The following is a 20,133-nucleotide window of genomic DNA, read 5'->3' as shown; positions in this document are numbered from 1 at the left end:
GCTGGTCGGCGGATGCGAGCAACGCCGACCAGCGCACTGGCCACAATCGTGCTGCACACGTGCGCCATGCTGGTTTCAGCCAGCCGCCGTGTGCGTGCAGTGCCGGCGCGACTGGCTGGTTGCGCTAGCTGCGCCGCGTGGACGGGCGCTTGCTGCGCTTCTTGCCCGGCGCCACCGGCGCGGCGTCCTCGCTGGCCAATGCGCCACCGCTGTGCAGCTGTTCTAGCCACGACAGCGCATCGACATAGCCAAGAAAGTGCTGCAGATAACCCGGCGAGCACTCGCGCATCAGGCTGATGCAGCGATGCACCAGCACGCTGGAATTGAGCGGGCCGGCATCCTTGGGGGCATCCTGCAGCGACTGCCGCACCTGGCTGGCGGTACGCACCGTGGTCCAGGTGCGACGAAAATCCTCCAGCGCCGGCAGCTCGGGGAACTGCGTGGCATCGGCGCTGGCGGTCTTTCTGCTGTCCACTTCCATCAACGCCGCATGGCCTGCCATCTGCTCGGCCAGTGCGCCCAGCGCGCTGCGTTGCGACGGCTGTGCGGCAGCGCTGGCGACACGGCGGCGTGCGGCTTGCTTCACCGTCGCCGCATACGCATCGACCAGTTTGCCCAGCTTTTCTTCCAGTACCTCGCGCACTGGCTCGGCCTGTGTGCCGGCACGCGCGGCCAGCGTTTCCATCAGATGGAAACGCACCGGATCCAACTGGTCGGCGCCCTGGCTGCGCCAGCGCTGCAGGCGCGCGTGCGCGGATGTCGCCTGCGTGCTCATCGCGTGGTTGTGGCCGGCGTTGGCTGTGACGTGGCGGAAGCACGCGACGTGGACGGGCGCGCAATCGGTGCGATCTCCACACGGCGGTTCCTGGCGCGGCGCGTTTCATCGGCATTGGAATCCACCGGTTGTTGCGAGCCGAAGGCTGCGGCAAACACCGATGCGGCCGGCACGCCTTCGGCGATCAATGCACGCGTCACCGTGAGTGCGCGTTGGGCCGACAGTTCCCAGTTGTCGGCGTAGCGACGATTGCCGCCCAGCACCGGGCGGTCGTCGGTGAATCCGCTGACCATCAGGATCTCCTCGCGCGCCGCCAGGTATTCGGTCAGCGGCGCGGCCAGCGTCTTCAGCACCTCGCGGCCTTCCGGCTGCAACTGATCGGAATTGAAGGCAAACAGTACATTGCCGCGGATGCCGATGCGCCCGTCGACCAGGGTCACCCGGCCGGCGGCCAGCGGCGCCGCCAGTGCCTGCTCCAGCGTCTTGCGGCGCTGCGCTTCGGCCTGATGCTGTTTGACCTCTTCGTCCAGGCGGCTGGACAGCTGCAGCTGCACACCGATCACCCCGACCAGGATCAGCACGAACGCGCCCAGCAGCACCGACATCAGGTCGCCGAAGGCGGCCCAGATCGGTGTGCCCGATTCGCCGTCGATGTCGATCTCGTCGCTCATGCCGCGCTGGCCTCGCCGGCAGCGGCCTCACCGGCATCGCCGCGGCCGCGATCGAGCTGGCGCAGTTCTTCGATGATCTGCTTCTGCGACAGCATGCTGAGGTCGACCACCTCGCGCGCCTGCGCCACGTAATACGCCAGTTGGTCGTCGCTGCGGGCCAGCGAGGTATCCAGGGCGCTGGCGACATGCTGCAGGCGCTCGTTGAGCTCGCTGGTGGAGCCGCTGAACAGCTGCACCGCCACGCCAAAGGCTTCGCCCAGGCTGGCCACTTCCACCGCGCTGCCGCTGACATGTGCGGCCACCGCGCCGAGCTTGCCGGTCTCGCTGCCGATCTGCTCGGTGAGCTGGGTGCCCACGCGTTGCAGCAGGTCGGCCGAGGTGGTGACCAGCGCATCGACCGCTGCGCGTTGTTCGGTGGAGGCGTGGTTGACCGCGTTGAGCAAGGTGTCCAGGGTGGCGAGCAGCTTGCTGCGTTCTTCCAGCATGGCGGTATCGCGCACCATGCTCTCGGACAGGTTCTGGCGCAGCTCGGCCACCACATCGGCGGCCGCCTTGGGCGCTTCGGAGGCGATCTGCATCAGGCGCGCCACTTCGCTGATGGTGGCACTGGCCTGTGCCTGCGCCTGCGTGGACAGCTCGCTGGCGGTGCTGGCCAGGGTGTCGCAGATCGCCTGCTGTTGCTGGGTGACGCGCTCGCCGGTGCGTTCCCACTGCGTGCTCAGGTCTGCGCTCATCGCGCTGAAGCGCTCGCTCCACAGCGCCAGGCGCTGGGTGTCGCGGGCTTCCAGTGCGGACTGCAGCTCGGTGTGCGATTGCTGCAGGGTGCCGACCAGGGCGGCGGCATGCGCGTCGAAGCTGGCGGTGGCGGCAGCCAGTGCGCCCTGGTGCTGGGCGGCCAATGCGGCGCTGGCGTCCTGTTGCTGCGCCAGCGCGGCGCTCCAGGCGCTGGCGGTCTCGCTGCTGGACTGGTCCATGCGCCTGGACACCGCATCGACCAGGGCGCTGGAGCGTGCGTCGAAGGTGCTGGCGAACTGGGTCAGGGTGCCTTGCAGCTCCTGCGTCAGTGCGTGATTTGCGCGTTGCTGTTCGGCCACTGCCGCGGTCCAGGTGGCGGCGGCAGCGGCGGTGCTGCTTTCGAAGCCGCTGCTCAGGCCGTCGAGTTGCTGCTGCACGGCCTGGTGCACGCCGTCCTGCAGCGCGCTGCTCTGCTGCGCGAGCTGTGCAAGCGTGGCCTGCATTTGCGCGTTCAACGCGGCGCCTGCGCGCTGTTGCTCGGCGAGCACCGCGGCCCAGTGCTCGGCCGTGGCGGCGTTGCTGCGTTCGAACCCGTCATTGAGCGCGGCCAACTGCTGCTGCACTGCGTAGGTCACGCCGTCCTGCACCGCGATGCTGCGCTGATCGATCTGCGCCAACGTGGTCTGCAGCTGCTCGGTCAACGCGTGCTGCGCACGTTCCTGCGCGGCCAGCACGGCCTGCCAGTGCTCGGCGGCCGTCTGCGCACTGTGCTGGAAGCCGTCGTTGAGCGCGTGCAACTGCTGCTGCACGGCGGTGCCGACGCCGTCCTGTACGGCAGTGGTCTGCTGTGTGATCTGCTCCAGCGTGGTCTGCAGCCGCGTGTCGAGCGCTTGCTGCGCGCGTTCCTGTGCGGCGAGCGCGCTGGTCCAGTGCGCGGCTGCGGCACTGGCGCTGTGCTGGAAGCCGCTGGTGATGCCGTCCAGTTGCTGCTGCACGGCGTGGGTGAGGCGCTCGTGCAAGGCGGCAGTGTCGCGCGCGATGCTGGTCATGGTCGCTTCCATTGCCGGCTGCAAGGCCGCGCCCACCGCGCGTGCGCTTTCTGCCACGCCGCTCTGCAGCGATTGCTCCATCGCCGTGGCCAGGCGCGCATAGGCCGCTTCGCTCCGGGCGTGGAATTCGGCCTGCTGCGCGGCCAGGCGTTCGTCGGCGGCAATGCTCTGCTGCTCGATGCTGTGCATCAGCGTCTGCAGGCGATCGATCAGCGTCGGCATCAGTGCGCTTTGCTGCTGCTGCAACTTGAACACTTCGCCACGCTGATGCGCGTCCGAATGCGGATGCAGCTCGGAGGCGATCTTCAGGTCCAGCCGCTGCACTGCCTGCAGCCGCTCGCGCCGGCACAGTGCCGACAACAGCCCCAGCATCGCGGAGGTCGCAACGCCGGCGATCGAGGTGCCGAACGCAAACGCCAGGCCTTCCACCGGCGCGGCCAGCGAGCCGCGGATGGCCTGCAGGTCGGTGGCGCTCTGCAATGCGAAGCCGGTGCCCTTGAGCGTGGCCATCATGCCGAGCAGGGTGCCGAGCATGCCCAGCAACACCAGCAGGCCGACCAGATACGGCGTCAGCACCGGTGCCGGCAACGCCACGCGCTCGCCCTTGATGCGCAGGCGCACCGCATTGCGCAGGCTCGGATGCAGGCGCTCCAGCCATTCGCCCAGTGCCGATGGCGCGGTGGTCAATGCGGTGACGGCAGCATCCAGCGTCGCGCTGGCCTGGCGGTAGCGGTACAGCTCCAGCGCGCCGGCCACATAACAGGCGCCGATCACCGCCGCGACGCAGGCGCCGAGCGGGTTGGAGCCCAGATAACCGATGCCGACCCAGCAAACCGCCAACAGGCCGACGACAAACACACACAGGTGGACGAGAGTTCTGAACATGAGGTCCCAGTTAGCGGGTACGAAGCGCTGCGAGCAGGCCTTCGATCGGGTGAAAACGGACATCCAGTTCGGCGAGCAACACGCTCTGCATGTCTTTGCGAAACACATCCAGCCAGCCGTCGGAGCGCGCGCGTGGCGCGGCCTCGCCGTCGGGTGCCGGGTTCTGCGCCTGCGCGGCATCGCGCAGACGCTCGAAATGCGCGCCGAGCAGGTTCGGCACATGATTCAGCAGGGTCTGCTCGCGCGGGCTCAAGGTCAGCTCCATCACCGCATCCACCTCGGCCAGCCGCGCCATCGTCGCCGATTCCAGCGCCAGCATGTCGCGCAGGCGGCCACGCAGGTCGCCGGTGGCGGTGCGCATCGCGCGTTGCATTGCCAGGTAGTGCTGGCGGAACGGGGCATAGTCGAGCGCGGGCGGCGCTGCCGCTGCGTCGATGTCGGCAGCGGCGGCGCTGCGCGCGTCGCGACGCGCGCGCGCGAGCACGGCATCCAGCTCGACCACGCTGCTGGTCGCCAGCCCGGTGCGCACGCGGGCGCAGGCCTCGGTGTCGAGTCTGCGCGTCTCGGGCAGCGCGTCGATCTCCGGCAGCTTGCCATCCAGCGCCTTGGACACGGCGACCGCGCGCGTCCAGTCGATCCATTGGCTGAGCCGGTCGGCGAGCGCGTGGTTGGACTGGGCCACGTGGGCATCTGTGAGGCGAGCAAGCAGGCGAATGAACGCCGGGCCCGACAGGGGCGCCCGTGGAGAAGCTTTCGCCATTGTTCCGGTCAAAGACCGCGCATTTTACACGGGAAGCAGCGCGGTTCGGCGCTTTGCCCGGCAGCTGCGGGCTTGGCCGCGCAGGCCGGCCCTGGCGGCATTCAGCCGGCCTGGTGTGGGGGTGTGCGTGCGATTGCAGCGTGCAGCGCAGCGATCCAGCGGGCGCAGCGCCCAAGGATCAAGTCCATCTTCAGCGGTATCTGGCCTGCGCGTTCCGTGATCATGCACAGCGAGCGCGACCAACGCTGCGGGCCGGAGGTGCCTGGCCCGCAACGCGATAACTCAGCCTCGGGCGCGATGTACCAACGGAATCAGCATCACGCCCAGCAGCGCCACCGCCGCGGCCACATAGCCGATGCTGCCCAGCCCCCAGGCCGGAATCACCAGCCCGCCGATGATGGCGCCGATGCCGATGCCGGCATTGGCCGCCGACACATTGGTGGTGCCGGCCAGCGCCTGCGAGTGGGTCACCGAGTTCATCACCCGCACCTGGCTGATCGGAAACAGCGCGGTGTAGGCAATGCCCCAGACCGCTAGGGTCAGATAGAGCAGCACGCCGGTCTTGGCCACCGGCACGCACAAGGCCATGCCCAGCGCGAGCAGCAGCAGGAACACCGCCGTGGCACGCAACGGCGAGCGATCCACCACCCGCCCGCCCAGCCAGTTGCCGATCAGGCCACTCGCGCCGAAGCCCATCAGCCACCAGCCCACATTCGCCGCCGGCACGCCCACGCTGCGTTCCAGCAGGTCGGCCAGATAGGTGTAGGCGGTAAACATGGCAGTGAAGACCACCACCGACAGGGTCACATTGGCCAGGAAAAAGCGCTCGCCGAAGATGCCGGCCTGCTGGCGCAGATTCACCCGCTCGCTGCGGGCCACCGTCGGCATCCAGAGCGCCAGCGCCGCGGCCATCGCCAGCGACAGGGCGGCCAGGATCCAGAACGCGCCACGCCAGCCGATGCTGTTGGCGGCCACCGTGCCCAGCGGAATGCCGAACAACAGCGCCGCCGAAATGCCCAGATACACCCGCGACACCGCACGCCCGGCGTGCTGCGGCCCGGCCAGTTGCCCGGCGGTCTCGCTGGCGGTTCCCCAGAACACCGGCAGCGCCAGCGCCGGCACGAAGCGGGCAAAGGCCAGCACCCAGATATTGGGCGCCAGCGCGGCCACTGCGTTGGAGACCGCAAACACCAGCAGGATCATGACAAACAGGCGCTTGCGATCCAGATGCGACAGCCACGCGGTCAGCGGCGGGCCGAACAGCATCACGGTGAAGGCGAACAAGGTCACCAGCTGGCCGGCTGCGGAGATGGAAATTTCCATGTCGCGTGCAAGGCCGGGCAGCAGCCCGACGATCAGGTACTCGGTGGTGACGATCACGAAGGCGGCAAACGCCAGGATGAAGATCGCCAGGCCGCTGCGTGCAGCGGCCGGCGCCGCAGTGGCGGAAACGGGGGAGGGGGTGGAGCCGACAGCAGACATGGCATGCGCCGCAGTGTGGGCTGGTCATCATAGAAAAGAATTAAGGTCGTATATCGGGAGTATTTTCCGTACATTGCGGACTTAAGTTCTTGAATAAGCGCCCGTGCATCCGTCCGAACGCGTCAAAGGCATCGATATCTTCGTCAGCGCCGCCGATGCCGGCAGCTTCACCGCCGCCGCCGAGCGGCTCAGCCTGACCAGCTCGGCAGTGGGCAAGGCCATCGCACGCCTGGAAACGCGGCTGGGCGTGCGCCTGTTCGCGCGCACCACCCGGCGGCTGGCGCTGACCGACGCCGGCGCGGCGTTCTACCGGGTCTGCGTCAAGGTGCTCGACGAGCTGGAGGAGGCCGAGCACGTGCTGCGTGCCGAAGGCCAGGCGCCCACTGGCCGGCTGCGGTTGGACCTGCCGGTGAGCTTCGGCCGGCACAAGGTGTTGCCGGTGCTGCTGCCGTTCTTCCAGCGTTATCCCGGCCTGCAACCGGTCATTTCGTTTACCGATCGCTTCGTCGACATGGCCGAAGAAGGCATCGACATCGCGGTGCGCATCGGCGGTCCGGATCAGTGGCACAGCAGCCTGGGGCACCGCTATCTGGGCCATGAAAAACGCGTGTTCTGCGCCGCGCCGCAGTACCTGGCGCAGCGCGGCACGCCCGACAGCATCGCCGCCTTGCTGGCGCACGATGCGGTGCTCTACGGCAAGGCCGATGGCAGCAGTAGCCCGTGGTTGCTGCGGCATGGCGCAGGGCCGGTGGAACAGCGTGCGATGGACGCGCGGGTGGTGTTCGGCAATGCCGAGGCACAGGTGGATGCGGTGGTGGCCGGGTTGGGTATCGCACAGCTGCCGACCTGGCTGATCGATCAGCACCTGCAGCGCGGCAGCCTGGTCGCGGTACTGCCGCAGTGCGATACCGAAGGCCTGCCGCTGCATCTGGTGTGGATGCGCGCGCGCCAGCTGCTGCCCAAGCTGAGCCGGTTGCTGGAATGCCTGCAGCAGGGCTTGCAGGATGCGGCGTGAGTGCGGCGCCTGGCGTGGGGTCGTGCATGATCGCGGCAGCGGTTGCGCATGGTGCACATCGGCGCGCCGCAATGCAGCGCCAGGTTCGGGTCAGCGCACATGCCAGCACACGCGACAGCGGGCGCGATCGAGCGCAATCACGCCGGTCTGCGCCTGCTCTCTGACCAATTCAGCTACAACTGCGCTGTCTCACGGCCGACCCTGTTTTGTAAGGTGAACGCGTGTAGGCTGCCGGTCCGGGGACGACTCCCCAACGAGGTGACCGCAATGGACCGCTGCGACATGCAGGTGTCCGATCTCATGGTCCTGGAGTTACAAGGGTTCCACGCTGCCTATGGCAGTGGACCGGACTTCTGGGACGCGTATCAACGCATCATGACCCTTGCCGCGCAAGCCGGCGGCGATCTGATCACACTGGCCAACGAAATGGCTTCCCTGGCGCAGGGACTTGGCGCGACCAAGCACGCGCAACTGCTGTAATCCGCGACTGCCTGCCGGCGGCGCGCATCTGCCTGCCGGGCGCAGGCCGTTGTCAAAGAAGACGCTGCACTTCAGCCGGCCGCGGTGTCTGCACGCGGCGCGGCATCGATCACCCAACTCCAACTCCAGCCGCGACAGCCACACCGCAGGTGTGCTGCCACTGCGACGCAGTTACTCGGCGTCGGTTGTTGCGGTTGTCGCGGTCTCTGCTTCAGACGCGTCAGTTGCCTTGGCAGCAGGTTTCTTGACTGCCTTGGCAGGGGCGGCCTCGGGCTCGCCACGCTTCTTGTCGCGACGCAGCGGGGTATCGCCCAGACGCTCGATCGCGCCACCGGATTGCTGGAACGCCTCCAGATCGGCGGCCAGCCGTTGCTCGGACAAACGCGGCTTGCCTGGCTGATTGCTCACGGTCATCGACTGACGGCGGGAGTTGTTCATGGCGAAATCCTCATGCGTTGTACAGCGTCAAGGGAATGCCCCGCCGGCGTTGGTCGTCGTAGGTGGCACGCACGTCGCGGCAATACGGCCCGGACATGACGAAACGCCGGCAGATCGCCGGCCGCGTCTCGTAGATCGAACAACACATGCGTGCCGCATCGATGGCCACGCACCAGCCTTCCTCGTCACGCGCCATCACGTGCCAACCTTGCGGTGTCACGCTGGTCAAGTGGTTGGGGATGCGGTCGGATGGATCGACCATGACGGTGAGCCGGCAACAGACGGCGTCGCAACGTTCGCAGAGATTCTTGATGGAAAAGGCCAGATAGAGTGAAGGCGACACCGGAGTCCGGCCGCCCTTGCACCATACACCCTGGGCGCGCCGGGGTGTGAACCGGTCCCCGCCGTGGCGGCAGCAGGCTGTTATCTCGCGGCGCAAAAACGCGACGATCGCGTTGCCGGCAGTGCCGTGCGTTGCGCGTCTGCCTGTTGACGCAAGCACGGCATGCTGCGCGCTCAATCGTGCTGTGGTCCGCATGCGTACGATCGCTATGTTGCGACAACGTGCCGATGCACCCAACGTTGCCTAAACGGTTGCCTTTGTCGCGCCGATGCGAAGACCTCTTTCACCTGTGCCGTTAGCAGACCACCGTAGCGTTGGGTGGTCTGCATCAACGCGACAGGAGATCCCATGAATACTGCCCATCAACACGCAACTGCGCCCGATCTGGCCGGCGATCACGACGACCAACGCAGCGAGAAGGAAAAGCAGGACGCCTTGCAGGACGATGCGCTGGAAGAAACCTTTCCGGCCAGCGATCCGGTGTCGCCGTTCGTCCCGGCCAAGCCGCTGGACTGACCCGGCTACACGAGCCAGCAACGCAAACGGCGCGGTCATCGACCGCGCCGTTTGCATTTTCAGCGTTGCTGGCTGTTACGGCGTCAACACCACCTTGCGGCAATCGTCCTGCTTCTTGTCGAACAGCTCATAGCCACGCGCCGCATCGGCCAGCGGCATGCGATGGGAGATGATCGCGCTGGGCTTGAGATCGCCATTGCCGATGCATTCCAGCAAGTGCGGCATGTGCTTCTGCACATGGGTCTGGCCCATCTTGAAGCTCAGCCCCTTGTCGAAGGCATCGCCGAACATGAAGGCATGGATGAAGCCGGCATACACGCCCGGCACGCTGACCACACCGCAACGGCGCGTTGCCGCAATGCATTGGCGGATGGCAACACCGCTGCTGCCTTCCAGCTTCAAGTTGGTCAACGCGGTCTCGATCGCGCTGCCTTCGGCCTCGAAGCCCACCGCTTCGATGCTGGCATCCACGCCGCGGCCATCGGTTTGCGACACGATGACATCGGCCGGGTCGTCGACCTCGTCGAAGTTGATCGGAATGATGCCGTAGGCCTTGGACGCGAAGTCCAGCCGGTAGGCATGCCGGTCGACCATGAAGATGCGCTCGGCGCCCAGCATGCGGCAGCACGCCGCTGCCATCAGACCCACCGGGCCGGCACCGAAGATTGCCACCGTCGAGCCTTGCTTGACTCCGGCATCGATGACGGCCTGATAGCCGGTCGGCAGGATGTCGGACAGGAACAGCACCTGCTCGTCATGCAATGCATCGGGCACCACCAACGGCCCGACATTGGCCTTGGGCACGCGTACGTATTCGGCCTGCCCGCCGGACAAACCGCCATACAGATGACTGAAGCCGAACAGCGCCGCTGGCGGCCGCATGTCCTTGTGGTTGAGTGCCGCGCCCTTGCCGGTATTGGTGGTCTCGCAGGCGGAGAATTCCTGCAGCATGCAGTGGAAGCAACGCCCGCAGGCCACCACGAACGGGATCACCACGCGGTCGCCGCGTTTGACGGCGGTGACGTCGGGGCCCACGTCTTCGACAATGCCCATGAACTCATGGCCGAGGATATCGCCATGCCGCAGATCCGGGATCTTGCCGCGATACAGATGCAGATCCGAACCGCAGATGGCGGTGGCGGTCACGCGCAGGATGAGATCGTCGCGTTCGATCAGGACCGGGTCCGGCACGGTTTCGACCCGGACATCGCGTGAGCCGTGGTAGTTGAGGGCGAGCATGGGGGTTCTCCGGAAAGGCCGTCGATGTGCGGCAACACAGTGAGTGTCGGTAGCGCGCCGTTAAGTCCGTCAGCACGGCACGTGCGCACGGTGTGGACGCGTTCGATTGGCGACGCGGCGTTGATGCGTGTGTCACGCCTGGATAACCCGCGCGCTCGCACTCTCGAATGCCACGCTGATCGTTCGCAGCTCATGCATGCAGCGACCATGCGACCCCGACAATCAACGATCGTGCCTTGCGCGATCAACCAGGAGACAACGATGGGAATTTTCAAGATGGTGACCGCCGGTGCAGTGGGCTACGTGGCTTACAAGGCATGGCAGCGTCGTCAGAACGAGTCTGGTGAAGCGGCCAGCCCGAAGAACAACGATCGCGACATTCAACAGCAGACGCTGAGCGCGCCGGCCAATGCGGGCAGCACGCCGCCACATGGCGACCCGTTGCGTGATGCCGCTGCAATCTCCGGCGACCGCAAGCAGGCGCTTGGTGCGCTGGTGGTCTTCAACGAGCAGGAGCGCACGCTGGCGCAATTGGCAGTCGTCAAGGGACTCGGTGGCGAGACCTTGCAGTTTGCACGCAAGATGGACGAGGCCCACAGTGCGGCACTGACCGATCTCAGCCGTTTTGCACCGGATCGCAGCGGCACGCTGGCGCAGGCTGCAACCACCCGCGCTGACGGCACCCGCAAGCGTCTGGAAGGCTTGAACGGCAAGGAGTTCGAAACGCAGTACCTGCAGGCCAGTGTGACCAGCCACGAGCAGGCGTTGACGTTGCTGGATGCGCAGCTGGCCAGCGAGCCGGGATCGAGCGATCTGGGCAAGGAACTGCAGCGTGCACGCGAGAACATCGCCCAGCATCTGGAGCATGCCAAGTCGCTGCGCGCCAAGTCGAACCAGCCGCACTGATCAGGCAGAGATGTTGAGTGAGCACCGCATAATGCGCGGTGCGATGCAGGCAACAGGCAGCTTCGGCTGCCTGTTGTCGTTATGGGCATGGGTAGCGTGCGTTGACCATATTCGCGGCATGCGGCATGCGGCATGCGGTACGCAACACGCAACATGCTTAGCGAGTGCTAGGCGATCTCATCTCCAAGCAGTCGTCATTGCTGATCAGGCAAAGCCTGCTCGAATCCCGCCGCCTGGCGCTGCCACAGGCCATCGAACACACCACCGTGACCACGCAGCTGCGCCGGATTGCCGTCTTCGACCACGCGGCCTTCCTGCAGTACCACGATACGATCGAAGCCGATCACCGTGGACAGGCGATGCGCCACCGCCAGTACGGTGCGGTCGCGCATCAGGTGATCCAGCGCGGCCTGGATTTCCGCTTCCGACTCGGTGTCCAGTGCGGAGGTGGCCTCATCCAGGATCAGGATCGGCGCGTCCTTCAGGAACGCGCGGGCGATGCCCAGACGCTGGCGCTGACCACCGGAGAGCATGACCCCGCGTTCGCCGACCTGGGTGGCGTAGCCCTGCGGCAGCTGCCGGATGAAGTCATCGCAGAATGCGTGCCGCGCGGCGTCCTGCACCTCCGCATCGCTGGCCTCCGGGCGGCCGTAGCGGATGTTGTCGGCAATGCTGCGATTGAACAGCGCGGTTTCCTGCGGGACCACCGCAATCTTTTCGCGCAGGCTGTCCTGGCTGACGCTGCGGATGTCCTGGCCATCGATCAGCACGCGTCCGGATTGCACATCGTCCAGGCGCTGGATCAGCGCAATCAAGGTGGACTTGCCGGCACCCGAGGGCCCGACGATGCCGACCTTCTGGCCGGCAGGGATATGCAGGCTCAATCCATCCAGCACCGCCGCCCGATCCGGATAGGCAAAGCGCACTTCTTCGAACCGCACATCGCCCTGGGCTAGGGCCAGCGGTGCGTCCGCATCGACGATGGCATGCGGTTGCAGGATGATCTGCAGCGTGTCGGCGATGGCGCCCAGCTGCTGGGTGGTGTCCACCAGCGTCAGCGCCAGGTCGCGCGAGCCGTGCAGGATGCGGAAGGTCAGCGCGCTGACCAGCACCACATCGCCCGCGCTCACCGTGCCGGCGCGCCACATGCTGATCGCCCAGATCAGCATGCCGCCGGCCATCACCGACAGGCAGATGTCGTGGATCACGCGGGCCTTTTCCACGTACATCCAGCTGCGGCGATGGGCGACCGCCTCGTAGCCGATCTGCTCGGCCAGCCGCGCGCTTTCGCGGTCGCGCGCCGCAAACGCCTTGATCGTCCACACATTGGACACTGCATCCACCAGCTCGCCGCCCACGCGCGCGGCCTGCGCGGCAAAGCGCTGGTGCTTGGCGCGGCCGCGGATGCCGAAGCTGGTGATGATGGCGGCCACCACCGCGATAAAGCCGATCAAGGTGGCGGCCATGCGCCAGTCCACGGTGAGCAGCAGCACGATGGCGCCGATGAAGTCGACGATCGGTGGCACGATCTTCCAGGCCAGCCCGCCATAGATCTGCCCGGCCGCGCTGCCCAATGCGGTGATGCGGTTACCCAGCGCGCCGGCAAAATGTTCGCTGAAATAGCGCATCGGGTGGCCGGTGAGGTGGCGGAACAGATCCACGCGGATATCCACCACGCTGGCCACCACGGTGCGACAGCCCAGCCAGCCGCCCAGCCGCCACAGCAGGTTTTCGATGGCGATCAGGCCGATGAACAAGCCCAGCGGCAACCAGACATTGGCTTCGCTCCGTTGGTCGGTGGCCATCGCATCGACCAGTACTTTCATGCCGTATTGCACCGAGACCGCGCAGCCGGCAGCACCGATGATCAGCAGCAGCAACCCGGCAAAGTGCCAGGGCCGCTGGCGAATGTAATGCCATAGAAAGCGCGCGGGAGTGTCCGGCAACAGGGCGGGCTGCGCGACGGTGTTCACGTATCGATGTCGGCCAGCGCACGCTGCGGTGCGGGTAGGCCAAAGCGTTCGTGTTCGCGGCGCAACTGCTCGGCCAGCCCGTCATGCAATGGGCGCTGGCCGTGTTCGTCGGCATAGCCGAACACGCCGGTGGGGCAATGGCGGTAGTTGTCCCAGCCCGGATAGTCCAGCACCGGATACAGGCAGATCCCTTCCAGCGGCACGCCTTGCTGCATCGCCAGTGCCACTTCACTGCCGACGTGCGCAAGCCAGCCGGCGCGTTTGTCACCTTCCGCACCGGTTTCGGAGATGATCAGCGGGCGCTGATAGCGCCGCCAGAACTCATCCATGATTGCCGACAGCGGGCGGTGGTCGGCGGACGTGCGCGGGATCGGCGTACCGCCCAGATACCACTGGTTGTCCGCGTAGTAGTTGAGGCCGACGATGTCCAGATACTGCGGCGCGCCGCCCAGGCCGGGCCACTGCTTGCCGCAGATCATGTCCCAGGCTTCGAACTGCGCCACCCGCAGGCGCTCGGCTTCGCGACGCGGGCCGGGGCGGTCGTTGGAGGCGATCACATGGATGGCCGGGTCCACCTGCACGAAGCGCGCGCGCGGCTCCACCTGGCGCACCGCATCGATCGCGGCAATGGTGGCGCGTACCAGCTGGTGCTTGAGCTCGAAACCGCGCCCGCGTGCCAGCGGATGCATGCGCGCGTGATCGCCGCCGTTCCAGGCCCAGAACGAGATCTCGTTGAGCGGCGCGTAGAACGGCACCGCATCGGTTTCGTTCTTGACGCATTGCGCCGCCGCGGCGGCAAACCGTGCGAAGCGATCGACGAATTGCGGGCTCCAGATATCCACATCGTCCGGCCAGCCGTAATGGCACAGGTCCCAGATCACCTGGGTGCCGGCGGCATTGGCGGCATGCAGCATCGGCAGGAAGCTGGACCAGTCGTAATGTCCGGGCCGCTGCTCGATCAGGTGCCAGCGCAAGCCATCGCGCGCCGTGCGCATGCCGTGAGCGGCGACGGCGCGGTAGTCGTTTGCCGCCCAGCGGTCGTGCCTGGTGCCGGCGATCAGATCCAGCCGGCGGCCATCGCGACGGCGATGGGTCGAACACTCGAACCCCGCCATGAAGAAACTGTCGAACACTGTGGGGCTATGCATCTGGGGTCCTGCTGCATCTCCGCCGTAGTCTGGCAGCGGAGCAATGGAAAGTGGCTGACACGACACGCCGGCTCGGTGAGCCGCTTCATGCATCACCCGCAACCAGACGTCTGCAGGGTGATATCCGGTGCTCAGGCGATCAGTTCGGCACGGCGTTGGTGTTCGGCCTCTTCGATACGCTTGAACAAGGCCAGCGCCTGGCCGACGACCTGATCCATGTTGTAGTACTTGTAGGTGCCCAGCCGCCCCAGGAAGGTGACATTGGGCGTCTCGGCCGCCAGCCACTCGTAGCGCCGGTACAGCTCGGCGTTTTCCGCACGCGGGATCGGATAATACGGGTCGCCCTCGGCCGAAGGATACTCGTGGGTGAGGCTAGTTTTGGGATGCTGCTGGCCGGTCAGGTGCTTGTACTCGGTGATGCGCGTGTAGGCGACATCTTCGGCCGGGTAGTTGACCGTGGCCACCGATTGAAAGTGTTCCTGATCCACGGTGCTGTGTTCGAACCTGAGCGAGCGATACGGCAGCTTGCCGTAGCAATAGTCGAAGTATTCGTCCACCGGGCCGCTGTAGACCAGTTGGTCGTAGTCCAGCTCGTCGCGTATCTCACGGTAGTCGGTGTTGAGCATCACCTTGATGTTGGGGTGATCGAGCATGCGTTCGAACATGCGCGTATAGCCATGCAGCGGCATCTGCTGGAAGGTGTCGGTGAAATAGCGGTCGTCGTCGTTGGTGCGGGTGGGCACGCGCGAGGTCACCGACTTGTCCAGCTGCGACGGATCCAGGCCCCATTGCTTGCGCGTGTAGCCCTGGAAAAAGGTTTCGTACAGTTCGCGGCCCACCTGGTTGATCACCACATCCTCGCTGGTCTGGATGTTGGCCACCGGCTCGGCGCGGCTGGCCAGGAACGCGGCGGCGTCCTCTTCGGTGGTGAGCTGCAGGCCATACAGCCGGTTCAAGGTGGTCATGTTGATCGGGATCGGCACCTGCTGCTCGCCCACCTGCGCCAGCACGCGGTGCTCATAGGGCCGCCACTGGGTGAAGTTGGACAGGTAATCCACGATGCGCTGCGCATTGGTGTGGAAGATGTGCGGGCCATAGCGATGGATCAGCACCCCGGCGTCGTCATGAAAGTCGTAGGCATTGCCGCCGATATGCGGGCGGCGGTCGACCACCAGCACGCGCTTGCCCAGGCCTGCCGCCAGGCGCTCGGCCAGCACGCTGCCGGCAAAGCCCGCGCCGATGATCAGGTAGTCGAATCCGCGCCGGGTGCCGCCAAGGGTGCGCGTGCTCGCCAGTGGGACGGTGCCCGACGGTGTCATTGCTTCCACGTGAGTTTCTCCTTCATCAAGTCGTAGGTGTGGTCCCAGGACATATCGCCCAGCACCTGGTCGGCGGTTTCCAGCAGCTGCTCGCGATCGGCGCCATCGCGCAGCGCGGCCTCGCAGGCGGCAACAAAGGCCGCGGCGGTGTCGGCAATGCGCACCACGCCGGTGTCGCCATAGGTGCGCACCACATCGTGGATGGGTGTGGACACCACCGGGCAGCCGCCGGCCAGGTATTCGGGGGTCTTGGTCGGGCTGATGAAACGGGTGGAGGCGTTCATCGCGAACGGCATCAGCGCCACCTCCCAGCCGGACAGGTAGCCGGGCAGCTCGTCGTAGGTCTTGCCGCCGAGGTAATGGATGTTGGCGGCCTGCGGCAGCTCGGACGCGGCGATCTTGACCACCGGCCCGATCATCACGAACTGCCACTGTGGCCGCTGCTCGGCGATATCGCGCAGCAAGGCCACGTCGAAGCGCTCGTCGATGACGCCATAGAAGCCGAGACGCGGGTGTGGGATATCGGCTTGATCGGCCGGCTCCTGCTGCGGCTGGCGTGCGGCGGCGAAATGCGCCACATCCACGCTGCTGGGAAAGGCATGCGTGTTGGAGTGCAGCGCACGCTTGGCTTCCCAGATGCTATAGCCACCGGTGAACACCACGTCGGCGCGCTGCAACAGCTCGCGTTCGCGCTGCACCAGCTCGGGCGGCGCACCGCGAAATGCCGACAGCTCGTCCATGCAGTCGTAGACGATCGCACGCGGACGCAGATGCGCGCTGAAGCTCTGACTCATCGGCGTGTAGTACCACAGCAGCAGGTCGCGCGCGCCGAGCTCGGCCAGGTAGCCATCCAGTAATTGGCGCTGCACCTGCACCGCGGCGTCGCCGGTACAGCCGGCCGGCAGGCGCGGCACCAGCACATGCAGGCCGCCTTCTTCACCACGCACCTGCAGCCAGGGCTCGGATTCATCGCAAGCGATCGGCTCCTCCCAGAACAGCACATTGAAGTCGCCGGCAAAGCGCGACATCAGATGTTGCGGGCGTTGGTAGACGAAACTCCAGCGCAGATGCGACAGGCACAGCAGGGTAGTCCGGGACGGATCGAACTGCGGTGTGCTGTCGGACGAAACGGCTCGGCGGGTCTTGCCGATGTCGTAATGGAATTGACCAGCCCAACTCATGGAATGACCTCATTAGAAGAAAAAGGAATGCGCGCCGATCAGGCGCGCGACAGACGGTCCGTCAGCAGCAGCGGGCGCGCCGGCTCGCTGCGACGACGGCCATCGGCAGCCGGCAACAGGCGGCGTACCGGTGCCACGGCGTCGCGGGCAAGCTCGGTTTCCGGCACCGGAGCCGGCATGCGCGGCCGGCTCAGGCGCGAGGTGGCGTAGCCATCCGGATGAATGGACTGCCAGCGCCAGGTATCGCGGCACATGCGGTCCAGGTCGTGTTCGGCCTTCCAGCCGAGCAGGCGATGGGCGAGCGTGGCGTTGGCGTAATACACCGCCACATCGCCACCGCGACGCGGCGCAATGCTGAGCGGAATGCGCCGGCCACTGGCGCGCTCGAACGCGGCGGCCACTTCGCGCACGCTGTAGCCGCGGCCGGTGCCGAGATTGACCACCAGGCCGGTGCGCTCGCGCTGCAGGTAGTCGATGGCATCCACATGCGCGCGTGCCAGATCCATCACATGCAGGTAGTCGCGCACGCCGGTGCCATCGGCAGTGGGGTAGTCGTCGCCAAAGACCTGCAGCGCATCGCGGCGGCCGACCGCCACCTGCGCGATGTAGGGCATCAGGTTGTTCGGCACGCCGCGCGGGTCTTCGCCCAGATACCCGCTGGGGTGCGCACCGACCGGGTTGAAGTAACGCAGCAGCGCCGCATTGAACTCCGGCCAGGCCGCGCTGAGATCGGCGATCATCTCTTCCATCATCAGCTTGGTGCGCCCGTACGGATTGATCGCCTTCAGCGGAGCGTCTTCGCGGATCGGGCTGGTGTTGGCATCGCCATAGACGGTGGCCGAGGAGCTGAACACCAGCCTGGTCACCTTGGCGGTGCGCATCGCGCGCAGCAGCGCCAGCGTGCCGGTTACGTTGTTGTTGAAGTACAGCAACGGCTCGCGCACCGATTCGCCCACCGCCTTGAGCGCGGCAAAATGCAGCACCGCATCGATCTTCTTCGCAGTCAGCAGCTCGGCCAGCTCGGGCGCGCGCACATCCATGCGATGGAAGTCCGGGCGGAAACCCATCAGGTGCTGCAGATGGTCGAGTACGCGCTCGGAGGAGTTGCTCAAATTATCGACAATGCACACTTCATGGCCACGTCGCGCCAACTCGACGCAGGTATGTGAGCCGATATAGCCGGTGCCGCCAGTGACCAAAATTCTCATGGATGTCTGCCTTGTGGAGGGCGCTGACGCGCCGGCCTATCAATGGCGCGGATGCACCACCTCGCATGTTTCATGCGTGTTGCGTGATGTCATCGCGCCGGCAGGACAGTGCGCTTGCGCCACGCATTGGGTGGCAGGCAGCTCTGGGCGAGAAGAAAGGGGTTGTGCATCACGATCCAACGCCACCTACGGTAGGAGGCGGGCCGTGAGAGCAGGCACAGTGGTGGGTGCGTGCCACGCGAGTATGGCCTTGACCGGAACCTCACCGTGACTGTGGGTGCGCGCGCGCGCGCGACATGTTGCGTGGGCAGTACAGTGCAAGGGACGAGCTCGCATCAGGCAGTTGCAAGCGCACGCTGCGGCAATAAAAAAGCCCGCCTCGCTAAGCAAGCGAGGCGGGCTTTACGCGCAACTACAGCGCTGGATAGCGTTACAGCGTGACCGCGCCACCGGCAATGGTCAGCAACGTACCAGAGGTGTAGCTGGCGGTATCGGCTGCCAGCATCACGTACGCCGATGCCAGCTCCACCGGTTGACCGGGGCGGCCCATCGGCGTCTGGCCGCCGAAGTTTTCCACCGACTCCTCATCCATGCCGGCGGGAATAAACGGCGTCCAGATCGGGCCCGGCAGCACCGCGTTGACGCGGATGTGCTTGTCGGCCAGCACGCCTGCCAGGCCAATCGTTAGGTTGGCCAGCGCACCCTTGGTTGCGGCATACGGCAGGATGTTCGGCGTCGGCTTCTTGGACTGCACCGAGGCGGTATTGATGATGGAGCCGCCGTCCTTCATCAGCGGTACCGACAACTGCACCAGGTGGAACACGGCATGCACATTGGTGTCGAAGGTCTTGCGCCATTCCTCCAACGTGATGTCTTCGAAGTTCTCAAAATACTTCTGATAGCCGGCGTTGTTGACCAGGATATCCAGGCCGCCGAATGTGCTGTTGACCTGTTCGATCAACGCAGCCGCCTGGGCGGGGTCGCTGATGTCGCAGCCCACCAGTAAGGCCTTGACGCCGGCCTTTTCGATCAATGCGCCGATTCTGGCGGCGTCTTCCTGCTCATCGGGAAGATAGGCGATCGCCACATCGGCACCTTCGCGTGCATATGCAATCGCCACGGCCGCGCCGATGCCGCTGTCGCCGCCGGTGATCAATGCGCGCTTGCCGGTGAGCTGCCCATGACCGACATAACTGTCTTCGCCATGATCCGGGCGCGGGTCCATCTTCTCGGTACGCCCGGGAAAGTTTTGCTGCTGCGGCTTGAACGGCGGGCGCGGATAGTTGGGTACGGGCATTTCGGTCTCCTGGCGGTGTGACGCATCACAATGAATAGCAGTGTGCGTGCGCAAACGTAAACGCGCGGGCTAGGCAATGTCGGCGGCGTGTGTGCTGACGATGCCGCCGCTTGCGCGCGGCGATGGCTTCACGCCATCGCGCAGCTTTGTTCACTGCTGTGCAATGTGCACCGGCCTAGCGTGGGATCACGACCACAACGCAGGAGAACGACGATGGGCAGTGAACCGAAAAAGCCATGGGGCCCGGACGATGACCAGCAAAAGCCGTTTACGCCGCAGGAGCAGCGCAATGAGGATGTCGAGTGGAAGGTGCACGACATGCCCGACGAAGACCGCGATGTGAATAAGGCCGACCCCGAACACGATTACGAACGACCAGACGGCTCCGAGAAGCGCTGAGTCGCGCTCAACGCTGCAGTTCCGGTGTTCGCGATGCAAGCGCACGCAACTCCGCCGTCGTATCGCAGCGCCGGCCTTGGCAACCCCATGCACATTTTCTCTACGGCCAGTGCGTAGGCTAGTGGCAACACAGCGCACCCGGTGCCTTGCGGCCGCGCTTGCGCAAGGCCCCAAGCGGCAACGATCCACGTCGGCACGAGCCGACAGTCCAGCAGGCGCGTCATAGCGCAGGCCAAGCGAGCTGATCCGTCAGCTCAGCCAACGGCACCCGTGTTCGGGCTGCCCTCCATCTCCCGCAAACCTTGCGCTCCTTG

Annotated in this window: 19 protein-coding genes; 5 read left to right on the top strand and 14 right to left on the bottom strand. The window is 65.9% G+C overall.

Features of this window, described 5'->3' with window-relative positions; translation table 11 throughout:
• Positions 1–124: 124 nt before the first annotated feature.
• From KHN93_RS18400 to KHN93_RS18380, 5 genes are all read right to left on the bottom strand, one after another.
• Positions 125–775 carry a DUF2894 domain-containing protein gene (locus KHN93_RS18400; RefSeq protein WP_211920986.1) on the bottom strand — a complete coding sequence of 217 codons (651 nt, stop codon included), beginning with the start codon at positions 773–775 and terminating at the stop codon, positions 125–127.
• Positions 772–1,446 carry an OmpA family protein gene (locus tag KHN93_RS18395; RefSeq protein WP_039518696.1) on the bottom strand — a complete coding sequence of 225 codons (675 nt, stop codon included), beginning with the start codon at positions 1,444–1,446 and terminating at the stop codon, positions 772–774. Before KHN93_RS18395 ends, KHN93_RS18400 begins: the two co-directional genes overlap by 4 nt.
• Positions 1,443–4,115: a DUF802 domain-containing protein gene (locus KHN93_RS18390; protein WP_104560137.1), complete on the bottom strand. Its 2,673-nt coding sequence runs from the start codon at positions 4,113–4,115 to the stop codon at positions 1,443–1,445. Before KHN93_RS18390 ends, KHN93_RS18395 begins: the two co-directional genes overlap by 4 nt.
• 10 nt (positions 4,116–4,125) lie before the next feature.
• Entirely contained in the window at positions 4,126–4,875 is a 750-nt protein-coding gene (locus KHN93_RS18385) for a DUF3348 domain-containing protein (protein WP_181141876.1), read from the bottom strand.
• Between the two features lie 282 nt (positions 4,876–5,157).
• The gene (locus KHN93_RS18380) at positions 5,158–6,357 is read right to left on the bottom strand and encodes an MFS transporter (RefSeq protein ID WP_211920984.1); all 1,200 of its coding nucleotides are present in this window, start codon (positions 6,355–6,357) and stop codon (positions 5,158–5,160) included.
• Positions 6,358–6,460: 103 nt separating this feature from the next.
• On the opposite strand from KHN93_RS18380, the gene KHN93_RS18375 reads away from it, so the two are divergent.
• A complete protein-coding gene (locus KHN93_RS18375) occupies positions 6,461–7,372 on the top strand; it encodes a LysR family transcriptional regulator (RefSeq protein ID WP_024938482.1) in 912 nt (303 codons plus the stop codon).
• A 267-nt stretch (positions 7,373–7,639) separates the two neighbouring features.
• The gene (locus tag KHN93_RS18370) at positions 7,640–7,852 is read left to right on the top strand and encodes a hypothetical protein (protein WP_016900938.1); all 213 of its coding nucleotides are present in this window, start codon (positions 7,640–7,642) and stop codon (positions 7,850–7,852) included.
• A 171-nt stretch (positions 7,853–8,023) separates the two neighbouring features.
• Here the strand turns inward: KHN93_RS18370 and KHN93_RS18365 are convergent, their stop codons facing one another.
• Entirely contained in the window at positions 8,024–8,290 is a 267-nt protein-coding gene (locus tag KHN93_RS18365) for a hypothetical protein (RefSeq protein WP_039518701.1), read from the bottom strand.
• A 10-nt stretch (positions 8,291–8,300) separates the two neighbouring features.
• Entirely contained in the window at positions 8,301–8,717 is a 417-nt protein-coding gene (locus KHN93_RS18360; protein ID WP_026064007.1) for a YkgJ family cysteine cluster protein, read from the bottom strand.
• 264 nt (positions 8,718–8,981) lie between these two features.
• Here KHN93_RS18360 and KHN93_RS18355 point away from each other — a divergent pair, with 264 nt between their 5' ends.
• Positions 8,982–9,149: a hypothetical protein gene (locus tag KHN93_RS18355; protein ID WP_016900935.1), complete on the top strand. Its 168-nt coding sequence runs from the start codon at positions 8,982–8,984 to the stop codon at positions 9,147–9,149.
• A gap of 75 nt (positions 9,150–9,224) precedes the next feature.
• Here KHN93_RS18355 and KHN93_RS18350 read toward each other — a convergent pair whose 3' ends face one another.
• Entirely contained in the window at positions 9,225–10,388 is a 1,164-nt protein-coding gene (locus tag KHN93_RS18350) for a zinc-dependent alcohol dehydrogenase (protein WP_047130606.1), read from the bottom strand.
• Positions 10,389–10,649: 261 nt separating this feature from the next.
• Here KHN93_RS18350 and KHN93_RS18345 point away from each other — a divergent pair, with 261 nt between their 5' ends.
• On the top strand, positions 10,650–11,294 hold the full coding sequence (locus tag KHN93_RS18345; RefSeq protein WP_211920982.1) for a DUF4142 domain-containing protein: 645 nt from the start codon (positions 10,650–10,652) through the stop codon (positions 11,292–11,294).
• A 194-nt stretch (positions 11,295–11,488) separates the two neighbouring features.
• On the opposite strand, the gene KHN93_RS18340 is transcribed toward KHN93_RS18345, so the two are convergent.
• From KHN93_RS18340 to KHN93_RS18315, 6 genes are all read right to left on the bottom strand, one after another.
• Positions 11,489–13,267, bottom strand: coding sequence for an ABC transporter ATP-binding protein (locus KHN93_RS18340; protein ID WP_047130607.1), 1,779 nt, complete (start codon positions 13,265–13,267; stop codon positions 11,489–11,491).
• Positions 13,264–14,415 (bottom strand): beta-glucosidase, encoded by a 1,152-nt coding sequence (locus tag KHN93_RS18335; RefSeq protein WP_104560134.1) that lies wholly within the window; start codon positions 14,413–14,415, stop codon positions 13,264–13,266. Before KHN93_RS18335 ends, KHN93_RS18340 begins: the two co-directional genes overlap by 4 nt.
• Positions 14,416–14,546: 131 nt before the next feature.
• Complete coding sequence (gene glf, locus KHN93_RS18330) at positions 14,547–15,734, bottom strand: UDP-galactopyranose mutase (RefSeq protein WP_104560133.1); 1,188 nt, start codon at positions 15,732–15,734, stop codon at positions 14,547–14,549.
• Complete coding sequence (locus KHN93_RS18325) at positions 15,731–16,915, bottom strand: glycosyltransferase family 1 protein (protein WP_047130609.1); 1,185 nt, start codon at positions 16,913–16,915, stop codon at positions 15,731–15,733. Before KHN93_RS18325 ends, glf begins: the two co-directional genes overlap by 4 nt.
• 38 nt (positions 16,916–16,953) lie before the next feature.
• Complete coding sequence (gene galE / locus KHN93_RS18320) at positions 16,954–18,123, bottom strand: UDP-glucose 4-epimerase GalE (RefSeq protein WP_047130610.1); 1,170 nt, start codon at positions 18,121–18,123, stop codon at positions 16,954–16,956.
• A 430-nt stretch (positions 18,124–18,553) separates the two neighbouring features.
• Positions 18,554–19,420 carry a glucose 1-dehydrogenase gene (locus tag KHN93_RS18315; RefSeq protein ID WP_039525133.1) on the bottom strand — a complete coding sequence of 289 codons (867 nt, stop codon included), beginning with the start codon at positions 19,418–19,420 and terminating at the stop codon, positions 18,554–18,556.
• 213 nt (positions 19,421–19,633) lie between these two features.
• On the opposite strand from KHN93_RS18315, the gene KHN93_RS18310 reads away from it, so the two are divergent.
• Positions 19,634–19,819, top strand: coding sequence for a hypothetical protein (locus tag KHN93_RS18310; protein WP_016900925.1), 186 nt, complete (start codon positions 19,634–19,636; stop codon positions 19,817–19,819).
• The last annotated feature ends 314 nt before the right edge of the window (positions 19,820–20,133 follow it).

The organism is Xanthomonas arboricola pv. juglandis, assembly GCF_905367715.1.
GTDB lineage: Bacteria > Pseudomonadota > Gammaproteobacteria > Xanthomonadales > Xanthomonadaceae > Xanthomonas > Xanthomonas arboricola.
The sequence above is the reverse complement of the archived record's forward strand: the minus strand, read 5'-3'. Positions and strand labels throughout refer to the sequence as shown.

Excerpts from the sequence above, each read along its gene's own strand:
- KHN93_RS18390 (WP_104560137.1), bottom strand. The coding sequence starts at position 4,115 with ATGTTCAGAACTCTCGTCCACCTGTGTGTGTTTGTCGTCGGCCTGTTG.
- KHN93_RS18370 (WP_016900938.1), top strand. The coding sequence starts at position 7,640 with ATGGACCGCTGCGACATGCAGGTGTCCGATCTCATGGTCCTGGAGTTA.
- KHN93_RS18380 (WP_211920984.1), bottom strand. The coding sequence starts at position 6,357 with ATGTCTGCTGTCGGCTCCACCCCCTCCCCCGTTTCCGCCACTGCGGCG.
- glf (WP_104560133.1), bottom strand. The coding sequence starts at position 15,734 with ATGACACCGTCGGGCACCGTCCCACTGGCGAGCACGCGCACCCTTGGC.
- KHN93_RS18310 (WP_016900925.1), top strand. The coding sequence starts at position 19,634 with ATGGGCAGTGAACCGAAAAAGCCATGGGGCCCGGACGATGACCAGCAA.
- KHN93_RS18315 (WP_039525133.1), bottom strand. The coding sequence starts at position 19,420 with ATGCCCGTACCCAACTATCCGCGCCCGCCGTTCAAGCCGCAGCAGCAA.
- KHN93_RS18355 (WP_016900935.1), top strand. The coding sequence starts at position 8,982 with ATGAATACTGCCCATCAACACGCAACTGCGCCCGATCTGGCCGGCGAT.
- KHN93_RS18400 (WP_211920986.1), bottom strand. The coding sequence starts at position 775 with ATGAGCACGCAGGCGACATCCGCGCACGCGCGCCTGCAGCGCTGGCGC.
- KHN93_RS18345 (WP_211920982.1), top strand. The coding sequence starts at position 10,650 with ATGGGAATTTTCAAGATGGTGACCGCCGGTGCAGTGGGCTACGTGGCT.
- KHN93_RS18385 (WP_181141876.1), bottom strand. The coding sequence starts at position 4,875 with ATGGCGAAAGCTTCTCCACGGGCGCCCCTGTCGGGCCCGGCGTTCATT.
- KHN93_RS18335 (WP_104560134.1), bottom strand. The coding sequence starts at position 14,415 with ATGCATAGCCCCACAGTGTTCGACAGTTTCTTCATGGCGGGGTTCGAG.
- galE (WP_047130610.1), bottom strand. The coding sequence starts at position 18,123 with ATGAGAATTTTGGTCACTGGCGGCACCGGCTATATCGGCTCACATACC.
- KHN93_RS18365 (WP_039518701.1), bottom strand. The coding sequence starts at position 8,290 with ATGAACAACTCCCGCCGTCAGTCGATGACCGTGAGCAATCAGCCAGGC.
- KHN93_RS18325 (WP_047130609.1), bottom strand. The coding sequence starts at position 16,915 with ATGAGTTGGGCTGGTCAATTCCATTACGACATCGGCAAGACCCGCCGA.
- KHN93_RS18395 (WP_039518696.1), bottom strand. The coding sequence starts at position 1,446 with ATGAGCGACGAGATCGACATCGACGGCGAATCGGGCACACCGATCTGG.
- KHN93_RS18350 (WP_047130606.1), bottom strand. The coding sequence starts at position 10,388 with ATGCTCGCCCTCAACTACCACGGCTCACGCGATGTCCGGGTCGAAACC.